Source organism: Streptomyces atroolivaceus (genome assembly GCF_000717025.1).
In the GTDB taxonomy this organism is placed as follows: Bacteria; Actinomycetota; Actinomycetes; order Streptomycetales; family Streptomycetaceae; genus Streptomyces; species Streptomyces atroolivaceus.
Genome location: NZ_JNXG01000014.1, coordinates 155,678 through 173,177, shown reverse-complemented (window position 1 = coordinate 173,177; position 17,500 = coordinate 155,678). Strand labels below are relative to the sequence as shown.

General features: G+C 69.3%; 13 protein-coding genes and 1 tRNA gene. 9 read left to right on the top strand and 5 right to left on the bottom strand.

Translation table 11 applies throughout. The features are described 5' to 3' along the window. Positions 1-105 precede the first annotated feature (105 nt). Positions 106-2,406, bottom strand: a complete 2,301-nt coding sequence (locus OO67_RS24865; RefSeq protein ID WP_033303555.1) for a coiled-coil domain-containing protein — start codon at positions 2,404-2,406, stop codon at positions 106-108. 3 nt (positions 2,407-2,409) lie between these two features. Beyond that, positions 2,410-2,481 (bottom strand) — tRNA-Gln (locus OO67_RS24860). Positions 2,482-2,604: 123 nt separating this feature from the next. On the opposite strand from OO67_RS24860, the gene OO67_RS37100 reads away from it, so the two are divergent. After that, positions 2,605-3,111, top strand: coding sequence for a hypothetical protein (locus OO67_RS37100; RefSeq protein ID WP_051709796.1), 507 nt, complete (start codon positions 2,605-2,607; stop codon positions 3,109-3,111). Positions 3,112-3,398: 287 nt separating this feature from the next. Here the strand turns inward: OO67_RS37100 and OO67_RS24850 are convergent, their stop codons facing one another. After that, positions 3,399-4,604: a L,D-transpeptidase gene (locus OO67_RS24850; RefSeq protein ID WP_033303553.1), complete on the bottom strand. Its 1,206-nt coding sequence runs from the start codon at positions 4,602-4,604 to the stop codon at positions 3,399-3,401. Positions 4,605-4,796: 192 nt separating this feature from the next. On the opposite strand from OO67_RS24850, the gene OO67_RS24845 reads away from it, so the two are divergent. From OO67_RS24845 to OO67_RS24825, 5 genes are all read left to right on the top strand, one after another. Beyond that, the gene (locus OO67_RS24845; protein ID WP_106972822.1) at positions 4,797-5,954 is read left to right on the top strand and encodes a lipid II:glycine glycyltransferase FemX; all 1,158 of its coding nucleotides are present in this window, start codon (positions 4,797-4,799) and stop codon (positions 5,952-5,954) included. After that, on the top strand, positions 5,951-7,621 hold the full coding sequence (gene murJ / locus OO67_RS24840; protein ID WP_033303550.1) for a murein biosynthesis integral membrane protein MurJ: 1,671 nt from the start codon (positions 5,951-5,953) through the stop codon (positions 7,619-7,621). The genes OO67_RS24845 and murJ overlap by 4 nt, the downstream gene beginning before the upstream one ends. A gap of 79 nt (positions 7,622-7,700) precedes the next feature. Continuing rightward, on the top strand, positions 7,701-8,384 hold the full coding sequence (locus OO67_RS24835; RefSeq protein ID WP_033303549.1) for a response regulator transcription factor: 684 nt from the start codon (positions 7,701-7,703) through the stop codon (positions 8,382-8,384). Then, positions 8,381-9,943, top strand: a complete 1,563-nt coding sequence (locus tag OO67_RS24830) for a sensor histidine kinase (RefSeq protein ID WP_078598252.1) — start codon at positions 8,381-8,383, stop codon at positions 9,941-9,943. Before OO67_RS24835 ends, OO67_RS24830 begins: the two co-directional genes overlap by 4 nt. Beyond that, the gene (locus OO67_RS24825; RefSeq protein ID WP_051709793.1) at positions 9,940-10,524 is read left to right on the top strand and encodes a hypothetical protein; all 585 of its coding nucleotides are present in this window, start codon (positions 9,940-9,942) and stop codon (positions 10,522-10,524) included. The genes OO67_RS24830 and OO67_RS24825 overlap by 4 nt, the downstream gene beginning before the upstream one ends. Before the next feature lie 549 nt (positions 10,525-11,073). Here OO67_RS24825 and OO67_RS24820 read toward each other — a convergent pair. Further along, the gene (locus tag OO67_RS24820) at positions 11,074-12,501 is read right to left on the bottom strand and encodes an MFS transporter (protein ID WP_033303548.1); all 1,428 of its coding nucleotides are present in this window, start codon (positions 12,499-12,501) and stop codon (positions 11,074-11,076) included. A 412-nt stretch (positions 12,502-12,913) separates the two neighbouring features. Further along, positions 12,914-13,867 (bottom strand): ROK family protein, encoded by a 954-nt coding sequence (locus OO67_RS24815; RefSeq protein ID WP_033303546.1) that lies wholly within the window; start codon positions 13,865-13,867, stop codon positions 12,914-12,916. A gap of 357 nt (positions 13,868-14,224) precedes the next feature. On the opposite strand from OO67_RS24815, the gene OO67_RS24810 reads away from it, so the two are divergent. The 3 genes from OO67_RS24810 (at position 14,225) to OO67_RS24800 (ending at position 17,484) form a co-directional block, all read left to right on the top strand. Further along, positions 14,225-15,538 carry an ABC transporter substrate-binding protein gene (locus OO67_RS24810; RefSeq protein ID WP_033303544.1) on the top strand — a complete coding sequence of 438 codons (1,314 nt, stop codon included), beginning with the start codon at positions 14,225-14,227 and terminating at the stop codon, positions 15,536-15,538. 105 nt (positions 15,539-15,643) lie between these two features. Then, a complete protein-coding gene (locus tag OO67_RS24805) occupies positions 15,644-16,609 on the top strand; it encodes a carbohydrate ABC transporter permease (protein ID WP_033303543.1) in 966 nt (321 codons plus the stop codon). A gap of 8 nt (positions 16,610-16,617) precedes the next feature. Next, positions 16,618-17,484 (top strand): carbohydrate ABC transporter permease, encoded by an 867-nt coding sequence (locus tag OO67_RS24800; RefSeq protein ID WP_051709830.1) that lies wholly within the window; start codon positions 16,618-16,620, stop codon positions 17,482-17,484. Positions 17,485-17,500 lie beyond the last annotated feature (16 nt).

The window sequence follows — 17,500 nt, the reverse complement described above, 5'->3', positions numbered from 1 at the left end:
TGCGGCATTCCAGCGGCCGGCAGACGAGTGGGGCCCGGCGTGGACGTTCGTCGTGCGAGGCGGCGCGGGGGCGGCACAGCGGCGGCCGCGCCCCCGCCCTGACCCTCACCGCATCCAGTGCCCCTGGGTGCTCCATCCCACAAAGCGCCGGGCACCTCCGGCGTCTGCCGTTCCGTCACTGCCGAAGTTGCCGCCCTCTGCGACCAAGGCCAGGCCCGCCAGGGCGGGGGCAAGCCGGGTTGCGACGTGGGCCGGGTGGCGGGCCGCCTCCTCCCTCAAGGCTGTGATGACCCGCCGCTGTTCCTCCGGCGGGCACAGGGAAAGGTGGAACACCAAGTGGCGCCACGCGTACGCAGCGTCCTTGATCGTGCCCAGCGGCCGCGGGTTGCGGTGCACACGGGCGGTCAGCCGGCACACGGTCACGAAGCAACGGCGCGCCAGGTCGGCCCACCCGGGCCGGGGGGCGATGCCCACCCGGTTCACCAGCGTGGCCAGGTTGTGCGTGGTGAGGATCTGCGCCTGCTCGATCACTCTTCCGTTCGCCGCGACCGACCAGGACCGCGAGGCCGGCCCCGCTCGCTCGGCGCACAGCCGCGCGAAACCGGGGGAGGTGCGGGCGTCGTACGAACGGGTCAGGGCCTCGCCGGTCTCGACGATCGCCAGATTACGGATCGCCGCGTAGTCGATGCCGTAGTAACGCTCGTACAGTGTCCCGCCGAGCAGTTCACCCGCGACCCGTGCGGCCTTGAGGAACTTCGGGCTGAACGTGCCCATGAAAATGTCGGCAGCCAGCTCCTCCACGAACGGGGCCCCGAGATCGCACTGGCGTTCTAGAACGCCGAACTCGCGGACCAGCGGGTTGGGCAGGAGCGTACCCGGGAAGGCCTGCACAGCCAGCTCGCCGAGCTGCCGCAGCACGGAGAGCGCACCTTCACCGCCCGACGCGCCCAACGGCGCCGCTCGCTGCCCCGACACCGCCCGTACCCAGGGCAGTTCGTCGACACGTACCTGCCGCTCCAGATTGAGCAGGAGCAACGAACGGCGGTTACGGAACGCACGGTAGTTGGCGGCCATCACACCTCGCAGCGTCTCGTCGCCGTACGCGCGTGCGGTGGTGGCGGCCACCAACTGCGGCACCAGCTCGGCCATGACCTCGGCGGACGGGACGACACCCCGCTCCACGAGCGTGCCGAGCGGGGCGCTCAGCGCGGACTCGACGACCCGGCCGATCGTGGCCGGCACGACGGTGCCGGCGGGCAGCCCGGTCTCCCGGCTCTCCTCCTCGGCCACCGGTCCCAGGAGCGGGGCGACGTCGGTGATGCCTGTCTCCAGCGGGAGAACAGCGAGCCGGCGCAGCATCAGCTGGGCCAGGGCGTGATGGGAAGGAAGCGCCGCCTGCTCAGCCTGGCACCTGCGCAAGGCCAGGTGCGCGGCCGAGCCGGGCAGACCGCGCCGACGCACCATGGACTGCACCGCGTGCCGCAGCAGACCGAGCCGGCGCGCCTCCAGCGGCCGTCCGGCGACGACCTCCTCCAGCGACCCGCGCAGAATGCCCAGGTTCTCCTTGGGATCACGGTGCTTGGTGCACAGGGTGTGTTCCGCGGCGAGCAGCCGGTAGCGGCCGAGCAGAACCTCGCCCCGCGCCAGCCAGCCGGCGTCCGGTGCGAGCTCGAGGACGTGGCCGTCCCGCGCCGTCCGCAACCAGTGGACGAGCAGCTCGTCGCCGAACGGCTGCCACACGGCGAGCGCCTCGCGCTGGGTCTCTACGGTCGCGTTGGGCCGCCTGCGTATCAAGGTGTCGACAGCATCGGAGACGGTGTGCCGATGGACGGCCGCCTCGGCGTCCGGTGCGGGCCCGTCCGCCGGGCGGGGCAGGAACCGCAGCCGGTCGGCGAACGGCTCCAGCTCCGCCACGAGGTCGAGTGCCGCGCCGGTCTCGCCTTGGCGCACGAGCCAGGCCATGGTGAGCAGCGCGGCCTCCTCGGGCACCCCGATCTCGTAGCCGCCGCTGTCCAACCGGGCCCACAACCAGGTGAGCCCGGGCTCGGTGAGGCAGTAGGCGAAGAGCACGCGCCGCTCGGCGGGCACCCCGAATCTCCGCGCGGCCTCCGTCTCGTGGGTCTGCAGCGGGCCGCTCGCGCTCGCGGTCCCAGTGGCGAAGCCGCCCCGCATCACCTCAGGAGTCACCCACGGCGGGAGCCCGACCACGGGCGTACGCGAACCGACCGACAGCCGCCCTGCGGCCATGCCCGCCAGAACCTCCCGCCACCGCTGCCCACGCACCTCGGCACGACGCCGGGCACCGGCATCCGCATGGGTCAACGCGGTCACGAAGGCCTTGGCCAGCTGACCCTCCGGATAGGACGGGCCCGCAACGGGAGGCTGCTGCTCAGCGTTGTCGTTCATAAGCCGACGTGGCAGGTTCCGCCCCTGCGCCCTCCGGGTCCAGAGCCCGGTGCTCTACTGCTGAGCTACACGCCGATGACGGTAGACGTTAGACGCCCAGGTGATCACCCCACAACGGCTTTTTCCTAGGTTCGCGAGTCTTGAGCACCCGTCAGCGACGCTCAGGATTCCGGTTCTCGTTACCGTGCCAGCCGTGTCATGGACCGTGAAGTCGGGCTGGACTTCCGCCTGCCCCTCTTCGTCGGCGATCAGCTCGCGCAGGGCGTCGTAGTGCCGCGGTCACCGGCCGGCCCACCAGGTGCCAGCCCTCGTCGGCCTCTCTACTGGCAGGACGGGAGCGCTCAGGCATACGGCCGCGGCTTCGACAAGAACCTGGACGAGGACTGCTCCGAAGTGACCGGCACACTGCGAGGGCCGTGGGGCGTGCTCCTCATTCTCGCGAACCTGCTGAGCACCTACATTGCCTACGGTTCTTTGATGATCCAGCCGCAAGGAGCCTGGGACGACAGCACCCTGACGGGAATCGGGTTCGCGTCCGGCCTGCTGACCGCGCTCGGCGTTCTCACAGTGCTGCTCACTCTGTTCGCCGTGCTGCGGCGAGCTCTCAGCCGTTGGTGGCTGGCACCACCGCTGATCTCTCTCGTAGCGGGCTTGGCGCGTCTGCGGTACATCGAGTACGCCCACCCGGCGGGGCCCGGTGGCTGACGGCACAACAGCCCCCTGCACCGCCTGGCGGCAGTGCAGGGGGAGGCCGCCAAGTGCCCTTGCCGACAGTGGCTCGGCGCTGCCGTCGGCCGCGCTCCTGGGGCGACGCCGCCGGCCGTACGGTGCCCGCACCCGGTGGCGGGCCCGCCGAAGGACGGCCTGTGTGTGACTCTCAAGAGCGCAGCCAGCAATGCCCGCGGCCCGCTGCGCCGGTCCACGTCTAGGACACGCAAACGCCTGCCCCCAGGGGCACAGAGCTGCCTTTGGCTGCGAACCCGGTCACGGTTTCAGCGCAGCGCACTCTTCGCCCGCCACTCGGCCCACGGCACATTCCAGTCGCCGAAGCCGTTGCCCGGGGCGACGACTCCCTTGGTGTCCCTGCCGTTGATCTCGAACGGGTCGCCGGGCCGGAGCTGGGCATAGAGCCAGGCGGCGTTCGTGTCGCTCATGCCGATGCAGCCGCTGCTCTTGTTCGCGTTACCGAACCACTTGTCGTTCCACGGCGCCGCGTGCGCGTACATGCCGGACCAGGTCAGCCGCATGGACTGGTCGACCATCTTGTCGTAGGCGTCGCCGAGGCCGACGGTCTCAGAGTTCATGTTGATCGTGCCCTCCTTGGCCATCAGCACGGCGGTCCCGCGCCAGGAGCGTCTGTCGCCGCCGGGGGTGCCGCCGGAGACGGGGATGGTACGGACCGTCTGCCCGTCCTGTTCCAGGGTGAGCTGCTTTCGGTCGAGGTCGACCTTGACGATCCGGCTCGCGCCGATGGTGAAGCTCGTCGAGTAGTCGCGGACGAACCAGCCGCCGTCGCCGGAGTCCGTACCGTTCAGCTCGGCGCTGAGCCGGACCTTCGTGCCGGGCTTCCAGTACTCCTTGGGGCGCCAGTCGATCCGGTCACGGCCGGTCCAGTCCTCCAGCCAGGCCCAGGAGCCCTCGGTGGCATTCGACGTGGTCAGCTTCAACTGCCGTTCGACGGCCGCCTTGTCGGCGACGGGGTTGTCGAAGACCAGCGAGACCGGCTGGGCGATGCCGACGATCGCCTTTGCCCCCGGTCGCCAGTCGACTCTGTTGATCTTGTCGGCCTCAGCTGTGGCGAACCTGGACGTGACCGTGTTCTTCGTGCCGGCCTCAGTGGTCGTCGCGGCGGTGACGGTGTACGAGGTCCCGGGGACCGCCTTGCGTGTGGAGACCCACGTCACCCCGTCGGCGGAGACCTTGCCGGACAGGGGGCGGCCCTCGTCGTCGGTGACTCCGACCGAGGTGAGCGTGCCGCCCGCCGCGGTGACCTTCACCGTGCCGCCGGCCCGTACGCCGTTGCCTTTCGGTGTCACGGTCACCGTCGCGGGGCGGTCCTCCACCGTGCTGGTGCCGCCGCCCTTGGCGTCCCCCGCCGCGGCGCCGGAGCTCCCTGCCGAGGAGCAGGCCGCGAGCGGTGCCAGGAGCACCGCGACCGCCGCGGTGCGCACACGTATATGGCTCAAGGGAGTCTCCATCCATGGTGGCCGGGTTTGGATACCGCGACTGCAGAACCAGGAAAGCCCAGGTGGGCGGCGCTGTGGCCATGTGACGGCGACTGCAGGACAACGGTCATCGTCCGGTCACATTCGCCGCGCGGAGCGGTCACGGACGGCTGTGAGCCTCTCCGCACTCCCCACAGAGAGGCGCATACAGTGTCATCGCTGCTCATGACGGCTGCCCGCGGTCGGGAAACACCGCTGGGACCCATCAACTCCGCGACGTACCGCTCGTTCCTGCTCTCCGGCGCGGGCTCCGACCTGGGCGCAGGATTCCTGCAGAGTCCCTCGTGGGCTCAGGTCAAGGACGGCTGGCGTTCCCAACTGGTGGGCTGGGGACCGGACCCGGCGGCCGGCCGGCTTACCGGTGTCGCGCTTGTCCTGCTGCGTCAACTCCCCGGAACCCGTAAGTACTTCGCCTACCTGCCGGAAGGACCGGTCGCCGACTGGGCCGACCCGGGCATCGACGGCTGGCTCGACCCGCTGCTGAGACATCTGCGCGCGTCCGGAGTGTTCGCCGTACGGATCGGCCCCTCTCCGGCGTACCGCCGCTGGAGCAGGGCACGGCTCAAATCGGGAACAGGGCCCGGCCGCAGGCTCTCCGACGTCCTCGCGAGTGAGGTGGATCCGCTGGGCACAGCTGTCGCGGAACGGCTCCGTGCCCGGGGGTGGAACCGGTGCGGAGGCGAGGACGACGAGGACGCGCAGCCGCGCCACGTCTTCCGGATACAGCTCACCGGGCGTACGACGGACGACCTGTGGGCGGGGCTCAACCAGGAGTGGAGACGCAACGTCCGCCGGGCGCAGAAGTCGGGCGTCGAGGTGGCCGTCGGCAGCGCGACGGACCTGCCGGAGTTCTACCGGCTGCTGCGCATCACCGAGGAGCGCGACGGTTTCCGCCTCGGCCGGTCCCTGGGGTACTACGAGCGTCAGTACGCTGCCCTCAACGAGGAGGAACCGGGGTGCATGCGGCTCTACCTCGCACGTCACGAGGGTGGGATCCTCGCTGCCCACACCATGATCCGCTTCGGCCGCCGGATCTGGTACCAGACCGGCGCCTCCGCCGACCACCGGCGTGAGGTCCGGCCCTCCAATCTCCTGCAGTGGCGCATGCTGCTCGACGCCCACGCACTCGGCGCCGACGTCTACGACATGCGCGGGGTACCCTCCACCCTTGATCCCGACGACCGTCCGTACGGGCTGCTGCGCTGGAAGCTCGGCACGGGCGGTGAGGTCGTCGAAACCCTGGGGGAGTGGGAGAGACCGTTGGACGGTACGGCCAATCACGCGCTGTACCGCGCGTTTCAGACCTATATGGCGCGACGATGACCACCGCGGCAGCCGAGCCGATGGCGAAGCAACCGTCGGCACTGCGCAGTGGCGCGATCATGGCAGCCGGGTCGGTCGTCTCACGTGCCACCGGTTTCCTCCGGTCCGCAGTCGTCGCCGCGGCGCTCGGACTCGGGATAGTCGCCGACGGGTACGCGGTGGGCAACACAGCTCCCACCATCGTCTACATCCTGCTGCTCGGCGGCGCGCTCAACGCGGTCTTCGTGCCGGAGCTGGTCAAGGCGGCGAAGGAGCACGAGGACGGGGGCGCGGCCTACACCGACCGGCTGCTCACCCTGTGCGTTCTGGCCCTGCTCATACTGACCGGAACGGCGGTGTGGGCGGCGCCGGCGATCGTCGGGCTCTACTCGGACTACCCGCCGGACCAGCACGCGATGACGGTTGCGTTCGCCCGGTACTGCCTGCCACAGATCTTCTTCCTTGGCCTGTTCACCCTGCTCGGGCAAGTGCTCAACGCACGGGGCCGCTTCGGCGCCATGATGTGGACACCGGTCCTCAACAATGTCGTAGTCATCGCCGTGTTCGGCCTGTACCTGGCAATCGGCGCGGGCGGGGAGCTGACCACAGGGGAGCGGGCACTCCTGGGGTGGGGCACCACGGCCGGAATCGTCGTCCAGGCGCTCGCCGTGCTGCCGTCGCTGCGGGCCACCGGTTTCCGCTACCGGCCCCGGTTCGACTGGCGCGGCAGCGGCCTGGCCCGGCCACTGCGTTCCGCGGGCTGGCTGCTGCTGCTGGTGCTCAGCAACCAGGCCGCGTACTGGGTCACCACCCGGCTGGCGACATCCGCCGGTGCCCGCGCCGCCGCCCAGCAGATCGAGGGCGCGGGGTTCAGCGCGTACAACAACGCCTACACACTCTGGATGGTGCCGCACGGCATCGTCACGGTCTCCCTGGTGACGGCGCTGATGCCGCGGATGAGCCGATCGGCGGCCGACGGCGACACGGCGGCGGTCCGGCGGGACGCGGGGTACGCGCTGCGCACGAGCGCAGCCTTGATCGTGCCCGCCGCGTGTGCGCTGCTCGCGCTGGCCCACCCCGCCACGGCTCTGGTCTTCCAGCACGGCAGGACGGGACCGGAGGACATCGCGGTACTCGCCGGGATCCTGATGGCCTTCGCCCCCGGACTGATCGCCTTCTCCGGCCAGTACGTGCTGTCCCGCTCGTTCTACGCCCTGTCCGACACGCGCACCCCGTTTCTGCTGAACCTGATGATCGCGGGCCTCAACGCGGGGCTGTCGTGGACGGCGTACCAACTCCTGCCGGCGCGCTGGGCGGTCACCGGCATGGCCGGCGGCTACTCGCTGGCACTGTTCGCGGGCTGGGTCCTGACCGCTCTGGTGCTGCACCGCCGACTGTCGCCCGGCAAGGACCCCGCCTGCCGGCCCCGCACCCTCCCGCCCCGCCCACGGCTGTGGCGCTCCGCCATCGTCGCCGCTCAGGCCAGGCTGCTCGCCGCCGCCGTGCCCGCCACCCTGCTCGGAATCGGCGCCGCTCGGATGTCGGCCCCCGCCGGACCGGCCGTCGCCTCCGCAGCCGGTGCGCTCACCGTCACAGCGGTCTTCGTCCTTCTCGCCCGCCCTCTACGCCTCGCCGAGATCGACTCCCTCGTCACCCGCGCGATCGCCCGGCTCCGCCGCAGGCGCTGAGGCCGGCGGAACGGTGAAGCCCTCAGAAAGCGCTACCCTTCCTCACCCGTCCATCACGATCCCCAGGGACGCCCCGCCCATGCCCCGCGTGCTCCTCATCGAAGACGACCCCTCCGTGCGCGAGGGTGTCGAGCTGGGACTGCGCCGCCGCGGCCACGTGGTCCGCACGGCCGCCACAGGGGAGGCCGGACTGGCCGCACTCCGCGAGTTCCGGCCCGACCTGCTCCTGCTGGACCTGATGCTGCCCGGTATGAACGGTGTACAGGTCTGCCGCCGGGTGCGGGAGGACAGCCAACTGCCCATCATCATGCTCACCGCCCGCGGCGACGACTTCGACGTCGTCATCGGCCTCGAGGCAGGCGCCGACGACTACATCGTCAAACCGGCCCGCACCGAGGTGATCGAGGCCCGCATCCGCGCCGTGCTGCGCAGGATGGAGACCCCGGGCAGCGGCCGGCCGGCCGTCGAGTTCCACGGAGACCTCGCCGTCGACCGCGCAGGCCTCACCATCGCCAAGTCCGGTGAACGCCTGGCCCTGGCACCGTCCGAGATGAGACTGCTCCTCCACCTGACGACCGCGCCGGAACAGGTGTTCAGCCGGCAGCAACTGCTCGAGCACGTGTGGGAGCACAGCTACCACGGCGACTCCCGCCTCGTCGACGCCTGTGTCCGCAGGCTGCGCAACAAGATCGAGGACAACCCGAGCAGCCCGCGATACATACAGACCCTGCGGGGCTTCGGCTACCGCTTCGGACCCCTGTGAACGCCGCCCCTACGAGGCGCGTCCGCCGGATCGCCACCTTCGGTTTGCGTACGCGCCTCGTCCTCGCGTTCTTGCTGGTGGCCGCCGTCAGCGCGGGGACGACCGCGGCACTCACCTACCGTGAGGCGCGCAGCGCCGTCCTCGTCAGCGCCCAGGACACCGCGGTCGCGTCCTTCCGCGAACAGGTGCAGACGCTCGCACCCTCACTTCCCGTCGATCCGGAGACACTACGCGAGCTGCTGTTCGTCCTCGCGAGCAAGGCGAAACCGCACCCGTGGATCGTCTTCGCCGAGTACGGCTCGCTGCGTGTCTCCTCGAGCACCCGCCCCACCTCCTCCGTGATCACCCCCGAGCTGCGCCGCACCGCCCTGACGACGTCGCACGGGAGCTTCCAGAGGGTCGTGAAGAACGGTGTCCCGTACCTCACGATCGGAGTGCCTGTCCTGACGAGGACCAGCGGGGTCGGTACTCTGCCGACCGGGCTGGTCCTGTTCGCGGTGATGCAGATGAGCGAGGAGCAGGCCAACGTCGACGCCCTCGTCACCGCCGCCCGCGACGGCGCACTGCCCGGCCTCGCCATCGCCCTGGTGCCCGCTCTGATCGCCGCACGCAGTGTGCTGCGCCCGGTCCGTGAGCTGCGCAGGGCTGCCCGCTCGATGGGCAGTGGCCGGCTCGACGAACGGATCAAGGTCTCGGGGAGCGACGAACTGGCGGACCTGGCCCGTACGTTCAACGAGTCGGCGGGGCAGCTCGAGAAGTCGGTCGACGAACTGCAACAGGCGGAGGCCCGGGCCCGTCGGTTCGCCTCCGACGTCTCGCACGAACTGCGCACCCCGCTCGCCGGGATGCTCGCCGTCACCGAGGTGCTCGACGAGGACGCGGACGGCCTCGACCCGGACACCGCACGGGCCGTCCGGCTGATCAGCGCGGAGACCGGCAAGCTGGCGGTGCTGGTGGAGGACCTGATGGAGATCTCCCGCTTCGACGCACGTGCGGCAGAGCTGAACACCGACGAGGTCGACGTTGCGGAGACCATCGGCAAGACCCTTCTGCACCGGCGCTGGGAGGACCGTGTCAGCACCGAACTGCCGGACGGGATCCGGGCCCGTCTCGATCCGCGCCGGTTCGACATCGTCGTCGCCAATCTCGTCGGCAACGCGCTGCGGCACGGATCGGAGCCGGTAACGGTCCGTCTACGCACGCGGACAGCCGCCGACGGAGCGAGTCTGCTGGTCGTCGAGGTCGCCGACAGCGGGCCCGGCATACGGCCGGACGTGCTGCCCCACATCTTCGACCGCTTCTACAAGGCCGACGCGGCCCGTACCCGGTCGGCGGGCAGCGGTCTCGGTCTGGCGATCACCCAGGAGAACGTCCGGCTGCACGGCGGCACGGTCCATGCCGAGAACGGACCGGACGGCGGGGCCGTCTTCGTGATCGAGATACCCCTCGGCGGGCCCACCGGGTACGAACGAGACAACGGCAGGAACGCCTCCGGTACCGACGAGGCAACGGCAGGGGTGGATCCGTCACGCGACGACACAGAGAGGGCACCGGCATGAGGGTGCGCCTGCGTACGGCGGCCGTGTTCGCGGCCTGGCTTCCGCTCACAGCCTGCGGCATCCAGGAGACGGACGTCATCGGCGCAGGCAGCGCCGCGACTGTCGACCTCCTCCCTGCCCGCGAGGTGCGGATGCTTCTGTTCTTCCTCTCGCCGGACGGTGTGCTGATGCCCGTTCCCCGGTCCGTCGGCGAGAGCGAGTTCGCCGGTGAGCAGCACGGCCCGGACAGCGGTGAGGACGGGGGCCGGCCCGCCACGGAGGAGACCATCGCCGCCCTGCTGGCCGGCCCGAACGAGACGGAGAAGCGGGCGGGCCTGGTCAACGAGGCGTCGCTGCCCGCCCTGGACGCCCCAGCTAGGACAAGGACGTCCGTGAACGGGGTGGACGTCATCCTGGCGGCCCCCCTCGCCGGACTCACCCGGCCCGCCGAGTGGCAACTCATCTGCACGGTGGCGTACGCGGAGAGCGCGGAGGGCACACCGATGGTGACGCTGCGAGGTACGGACGGTACGCGTACTCCCGCACGGTGCGACCCCCAGCCGGGTGTCGTGTCGTCCGCCGCCGCGACGGCCCCGCGCTGAGGCAGCCAGGGGCCGGCCGGCAGCGGGGCGATGGTCTTCTCCGTGGGGCGGGCCGGCCCCGGCTCGATGAGGACGACGGTGGCCCGTTGCCGGCCAGGCATTGCAGACGCCGAGGACGGCGCGGACGTCGAGCGGATGCAGGCCCAAGCTGGGTTCGTCCAGGACGAACAGGGCGTCGTGCCGACTGCGGTCGAGTTCGGTGGCGAGCTTGCGCCGCTGCGCCTTGCCGCCGGAGGACGGGGGCGGCCTCGCCGAGGGCGAGGTGGCCCAGGTCCAGGCCGACGAAAGTCTGCAGGCGGGAGCGGACCTCGTTGAGGTTGCCTGGCTGGTCCAGGGCGTGGGTGACGGTGCAGACCGGCAGCTGCGGCAGGGTCAGCCCGTCGTCCTCGCCGCTTCCGCGCGGCGGACGGCGTCAGCTCGAGGAGTGCGCACTCCTGGCCGCACCGGCCGAAGACCCGAGTACGTCAAGTACGAGGGCCTCCGGCCGGCCCGCCGGCAGCAGGCACCGGACGCAGCTCCATACGGAGAACGAGAGGTCCTGGGCCCGCGTCAGGCGGACGGGGCCTCGGTCCGGGCGGAGGGCACCGGGACCTCGCCCTCGTCCAGGGCTACGTCCTTCGTCTCCTTGCCGATGAGGAGGGCGATCAGGGTGAGGACCGCCATCACGGAGAGGTAGACGCCGACCAGCCACGGGGAGCCGTCGCCGGCCTCCCAGAGGGCCACCGCGACGAACGGGGCGACGGCCGCGCCGAGGATGGAACTGACGTTGTAGGCGATGCCGGAGCCGGTGTAGCGGACGCTGGTCGGGAAGAGCTCCGGGAGCATCGCGCCCATCGGGCCGAACGTCGTGCCCATCAGGGTGAACCCGAGGACCAGCCACAGGACCACGCCGAGCGTGCCCAGGTTGATCAGCGGCACCCAGAGCAGGCCGAACACGATGATGCCGGCGGTGACCCAGGCGAGGGTCTTGCGGCGGCCGTACTTGTCCGCGAGCGGGCCGGAGATCAGGGTGAACGCGGCGAAGAACAGCACACCGAAGATCATCATCAGGACGAACGTGGTGTAGCTGTAACCGAGGCCCGGGACGTCCGCGTCCTCGGCGGTGCGGCCGTAGCTCAGCGAGAACGTCGTCATCAGATAGAAGAGGACGTACGTCGCCAGCATCGCGAAGCTGCCGAGGACCAGCTGCTTCCAGTGGTGGCGGAAGACGGTGGCCAGCGGCAGCTTGCGGACCTTGCCGGTCTCCTGCGTCTTCGCGAAGACCTGCGACTCGACCAGGCGCATGCGTACCCACAGACCGATCGCGACCATGACAGCCGAGAACAGGAACGGGATCCGCCAGCCCCAGTTCAGGAAGGCGTCGGAGGGCTGCGAGGGGTCGGCGCCCGCCGCGGAGGGCAACAGCGCGCCGATGATCAGGAAGAGGCCGTTGCCGATGATGAACCCGAGCGGAGCGCCCAGCTGCGGGAACGTGCCCCACAGCGCGCGCTTCCCGGCGGGCGCGTTCTCGGTGGCCACCAGGGCCGCGCCGCTCCACTCGCCGCCCAGTGCGAAGCCCTGGGCGAGCCGCATCAGCACCAGCAGTGCCGTGGCGACCCATCCGGCTTGCGCGTACGTCGGCAGAACGCCGATCAGGAAGGTGGCGATGCCCATCGTGAGCAGCGAGGCCACCAGGGTGCCCTTGCGGCCGAGGCGGTCGCCGAGGTGTCCGAAGACGATCGCGCCGATCGGGCGGGCGACCATCGCCGCGCCGAAGACCGCGAAAGAGGAGAGCAGGGCCGTGGTCGGGTCGCTGCTCGGGAAGAAGAGTTTCGGGAAGACCAGGACCGCGGCGGTTGCGTAGATGTAGAAGTCGTAGAACTCGATCGTCGTGCCGATGAGGCTGGCGATCAGGACGCGGGACCGCGAGTTGGCGGGCGCGGCCTCGGGCGGGGACTGCGACGGGGCCTGGGCGGGCCCGGTAGGGGGAGCGTGCATCTCTGGAACTTTCCCACGAGGGCGGAGTGCGGCCGTCGACGCGTGGAGCCGACGGTCCCGCACGGCGGCGCAGGTCCCCTCGGGGCAAGGCCGCGCGACCGGTGCGGGCGCCGCAACGATCTCATGCATCTCACGGACTGGTTGGGCATCGTCCAGAATGTGGGATCGCGGAACGAGTGATCCGGGAGACCCGGCGCACGCAGGCCTGGACGCTCGTACCCCGGCTGTCTCCACGCGCACCGTGAGTCAAGAAGGTTGCGGCCGCTTCCGCGCGGGCCCACCGGGCGGCTTTGGCGTGTGCTCCTAGCGGGCGTCGTGGTGGAGGACCTTGTCGCCGCCGGTACAGGAAGCGGGTTCTCCGTACGACATCGACGACGCACACCGACTCCGAGGAGAACCGCCTGGTCGATGCCTACCGGTTGCCGTCGACAAGCACGGTCGCGAGGGGTGGTACTCCCGCCCCCGCCAGCACCGCCGCTCCGACCAGACCGGCGTCGGGGCCCAGTTCAGCGGGCACGGCGCGCAGCCCCTTCAGGAACGGCATCGCCGCGTAGCCCCGCAGATGGCGGGCGAGCGGTTCGAAGAACACCTCGCCGGCCTGAGCGACACCGCCCCCGACCACGGCAATATCGATCTCGATCAGCGCCGCCGTGGCAGCGATGCCGGCCGCCAACGCACGGGCTGCCCGATCGAAGGCGGCGAGAGCCGCCGTGTCTCCAGCGCGAGCCGCTGCCGCGACCCCCGCTGCGTCCGGTGTCAGAGGTGTTTGCCAGCCAAGGGCAAGCGCGTGCCGGGTGATGGCGGTGCCACTGGCGATGGCTTCCAGGCAGCCTCTCGCGCCGCACGGACAGGGTTCACCGTCGAAGTCGACGCTGATGTGCCCGAGGTGGCCGGCGTTGCCTGTGAGCCCGTGGTGCACGCTGCCGTTGAGGACCAGTCCGGCGCCGACGCCCGTGGACACGACGAGGCACAGTGCGTTCTTGTGTCCGCGTGCCGCGCCGTGGCGATGTTCAGCGGCGGTCATTGCCACGGCGTCTCCCGCCAGCATCACCTGCCGGTGGGCGAGAGCTGGATGCCTTGCGACGGACTCGATGAGGGGAAAGTCCCTCCAGGCAGGGATGTTGACAGGACTCACGGTGCCGTGTGCCAGGTCGATCGGGCCGGCGCTGCCGATGCCCACGGCCCGTACCCTCCCCCACAGAGGGCTGGCAGCCAGGGCGCTCAGCACCTCGAACACCGAGCCGAGGATCGCGTCGGCAGGTTCCTGTGCCGGGGTGGTGCGGCGGGTGCGGAGTACCAGAACGCCGTCCCGATCGACCAGGGCGCCGGCGATTTTGGTTCCGCCGATATCAAGGGCGGCGATCAAGTCATCGCTTGCGGGTGAAGCTGCCGACCGGTGACTACTCAAAGTGACAGTCCTTTGTAGGGGGTGGCATGTGTGGGTCCCGCTGAGGACACCACATCTGACCATCGCCTGACAACGTTGTCCAGCCCTCGTCGAATCCTCCTCGGCCGACGCGTTCAAGTTGCGTTTGATTTAGCCAACGTTTAGTAAAGCCGCAGTTCAGGGCCTTGTGAGGGCGTGAAATTCAGATGGAGCGGTCTATGGACATTGCCGCCGAGTTACGTCTACGTTGAGCGCTCATCAGGCCGGGGCGGTGGTAGCCGATGAGGCACCCCCCTGGGTGTGACGCCGAGAGCCGTGCAGTGAGGGGTGGGCGAAATGCGTAGAGCATGTGTGGTTCTGGTGGCTGCGACTTTGGTTGCTGTCACGGCATGTAGTGGTCAAGGGGGTGCGGCGACTGGCGAGATCGCGGCCGCACCGAGCGATCCCGCGAAGGTGTCGGGCGGCATCACGGTGCTGACCAACCGGACGGATCAGATAGCTGACGGCTCGTTGAAGAAGTACGCAGCCGAGTTCAACAAGGTCTACCCGGGCGTGAAGGTCAAGTTCGAGGGTCTGACCGACTACGAGGGGGAGGCCAAGATCCGGATGAACACCGAGAACTACGGTGACGTCCTCTTGATCCCCAACTCCCTCTCCGTCGAGCAGTACCCCAACTTCTTCGCACCGCTCGGCAACTCCATCGCGCTGTCGGAGAAGTTCGACTACACCAGTCACGCAACGGTGGACGGCAAGGTCTACGGGCTGGCCAACATCGGGGTGGCGAACGGATTCGTCTACAACAAGGCGGTCTGGGAGAAGGCCGGAATCAAGGCCTGGCCAGCTACGCCCGAGGAGTTCATCGCGGACCTGGAGACGATCAAGGCGAAGACGGACGCCGTCCCGTACTACACGAACTACAAGGACGGCTGGCCGCTCACCAACTGGACGAACGCCATCGGCTCGCCCTCCTGCGACTCCGGATCCTACGACCGCCTGGCCAAGACCAAGGAACCCTGGAGCAGCGGATCGGACCTGTACGCGATCGACGGACTTCTTTACTCGATCGTCGAGAAGAAGCTGGCCGAGCCCGACCCGACCACGACCAACTGGGAGGACTCCAAGGCGCAGATCGGATCCGGCAAGGTCGCATCGATGTGGCTGGGGTCCTGGGCGATCTCCCAGATGAGGACCGGTGCGGAGGCCGCCGGGAAGAACCCCGACGACATCGCGTTCATGCCGTTCCCGGTGCAGCACGACGGAACGTACTGCTCGGTGCTCCGTCCTGACTACCAGTACGCGGTCAACGCGCACTCCGACAACAAGGAAGCGGCCCGGGCGTGGCTCGACTGGTACATCACCAAGTCCGGCCAGGCCGCCAGTGAAGGGTCCATCTCCGCGGTCAAGGGCGCTCCGTTGCCGGACACGCTCAAGGCCTTCTCTGACAACGATGTCACGATGATCCCGCAGAGCCAGGAGGACATCGTCGAGGTCAACAAGATCGACAAAGCGTCCGAGATCGGCATCACCGCGCAGGGCTACCGGCAGAAGCTGGTCGACATCGCCCGGGGCGCGGCCGACGGGGACATGGACAGCTACTTCGGCGAGCTGAACGGCAAGTGGGCCGAGGCTCAGCAGACCCTCGGCGGCTGACCGTGTTCGCGGCACGGTGAGACCCCGGCCAGGGCTCCGCCCGAACCGCTCACCGTGCCGCCCCGATGCCCGCCCACCAGGGAACCCACCACGAGGAACCATGAGATGACCGTTGTCCACAACACCCGTGCCGAAGGGCCGGCCGCCGACCGGCGAAGCGCGCCGCCGCCGGAGCCCGCCCCCGGCCGGCCACGTGCCGGAAGGAGGCGTCGTACCGCAGCCCTGACCCCCTGGCTCTTCCTGGCCGCACCGCTGGCACTGCTGCTGATGTTCACGTTCCTGCCGGTGGCCGACATGATCGGATACAGCTTCACCGACTGGGACGGCATCAGCCCCGCACGCTCCTATGTGGGCGGGGAGAACTACACCGACCTGGTGACACGGCCCGCACGGTTCGAGGTGTTCGTCGTCAGCGGCTTCTACCTGGCAGCGTCGTTCCTCCAGATCGCGCTTGCGCTGTACTTCGCCACGGTCCTCAGCTTCAACACCCGGTTCCGCAACCTGTTCAAGGGCCTGCTGTTCTTTCCCTACCTGATCAACGGGGTGGCCGTCGGATTCGTGTTCCTGTACTTCTTCCAACCCGATGGCACCCTCGACACACTGCTGCGCCTGGTCGGGGCGGAGGGCAGACACCTGTGGCTAGGGGACCCGGACCTGGCCAACCCCTCGCTCGCGGGGGTTTCGGTGTGGCGCTTCATGGGCCTGAACATGGTGCTGTTCCTCGGCGCGATCCAGTCCATTCCGCCGCACCTGTACGAGGCAGCGGAGCTGGACGGGGCGAACCGCTGGCAGCAGTTCCGTCACATCATCGCCCCCAGCATCAAGCCGATCATCAGCCTGAGTTTCATACTCGCCGTCTCCGGTTCCCTGGCCGTCTTCGAGATCCCCTACATCATGACCGGTGGCGCCAACGGCACGGAGACGTTCGTCATACAGACGGTCAAGCTCGCCTTCCAATTCGACAAGGTCGGCCTGGCCTCGGCGTCAGCCGTCGTGCTGCTGATCCTCATCCTGCTGATCACCTGGGTGCAGCGCCGGTTGTTCCCCGAGGAGAGGGTGGAGCTCTCGTGACCACCGACATGTCCGCCCCGCCCCGGCGCACGATCCACGCCGACCGCACCGTACCGACCAGGATTCCCGCCCTCCTCAAGTACCTGTCCCTGCTCCTGGCCTCGGCAGTGGTCCTCGTTCCGCTCGTCGTCGTCCTGCTGACCTCGCTCAAGACCGAGTCGGAGGTGGCGAACAGCGGACCGCTGTCGCTGCCCGGTGACTGGTTCAACTTCGCCAACTACGCGACCGCCGTCGAGCAGGGCGCGATGCTGCGGGCGTTCGGCAACACGACGCTGATCCTCGTGGTGTCCACCGCGGGGACGGTGCTGATCGGCTCGATGACCGCCTATGCCATCGACCGCTTCCAGTTCCGTCTCAAGAAACTGGTGATGGGCCTCTTCCTGCTGGCGACGCTGGTGCCCAGCGTCACCACCCAGGTCGCGACGTTCCAGGTGATCGACGAGCTCGGCGCATTCAACAGCAGGTGGGCACCGATCCTGCTGTACACCGGCACCGACATCGTGTCGATCTACATCTTCCTGCAGTTCATCCGGTCCATCCCCCTCTCCCTGGACGAGGCCGCACGCATCGACGGCGCCAACTCCTGGACGATCTACCGGAAGATCATCCTCCCGATGCTTCGACCGGCCATCGCCACCGTCGTCATCGTCAAGGGCATCGCGATCTACAACGACTTCTACGTGCCCTTCCTCTACATGCCGGACCCCGAACTCGGCACCATCTCCACCGCCCTGTTCCGATTCAAAGGCCCCTTCGGCGCCCACTGGGAGACCATCTCCGCCGGCACGATCGTCGTGATCGTGCCCACCCTGATCGTCTTCCTGGCGCTGCAGCGCTTCATCTACAGCGGATTCGCGGCCGGGTCCACCAAATGACCTGCCCGCCCATCGC

Excerpts from the sequence above, each read along its gene's own strand:
- OO67_RS24865 (WP_033303555.1), bottom strand. The coding sequence starts at position 2,406 with ATGAACGACAACGCTGAGCAGCAGCCTCCCGTTGCGGGCCCGTCCTAT.
- OO67_RS24835 (WP_033303549.1), top strand. The coding sequence starts at position 7,701 with ATGCCCCGCGTGCTCCTCATCGAAGACGACCCCTCCGTGCGCGAGGGT.
- murJ (WP_033303550.1), top strand. The coding sequence starts at position 5,951 with ATGACCACCGCGGCAGCCGAGCCGATGGCGAAGCAACCGTCGGCACTG.
- OO67_RS24805 (WP_033303543.1), top strand. The coding sequence starts at position 15,644 with ATGACCGTTGTCCACAACACCCGTGCCGAAGGGCCGGCCGCCGACCGG.
- OO67_RS24820 (WP_033303548.1), bottom strand. The coding sequence starts at position 12,501 with ATGCACGCTCCCCCTACCGGGCCCGCCCAGGCCCCGTCGCAGTCCCCG.
- OO67_RS37100 (WP_051709796.1), top strand. The coding sequence starts at position 2,605 with ATGGACCGTGAAGTCGGGCTGGACTTCCGCCTGCCCCTCTTCGTCGGC.
- OO67_RS24845 (WP_106972822.1), top strand. The coding sequence starts at position 4,797 with ATGACGGCTGCCCGCGGTCGGGAAACACCGCTGGGACCCATCAACTCC.
- OO67_RS24825 (WP_051709793.1), top strand. The coding sequence starts at position 9,940 with ATGAGGGTGCGCCTGCGTACGGCGGCCGTGTTCGCGGCCTGGCTTCCG.
- OO67_RS24810 (WP_033303544.1), top strand. The coding sequence starts at position 14,225 with ATGCGTAGAGCATGTGTGGTTCTGGTGGCTGCGACTTTGGTTGCTGTC.
- OO67_RS24800 (WP_051709830.1), top strand. The coding sequence starts at position 16,618 with ATGTCCGCCCCGCCCCGGCGCACGATCCACGCCGACCGCACCGTACCG.
- OO67_RS24850 (WP_033303553.1), bottom strand. The coding sequence starts at position 4,604 with ATGGAGACTCCCTTGAGCCATATACGTGTGCGCACCGCGGCGGTCGCG.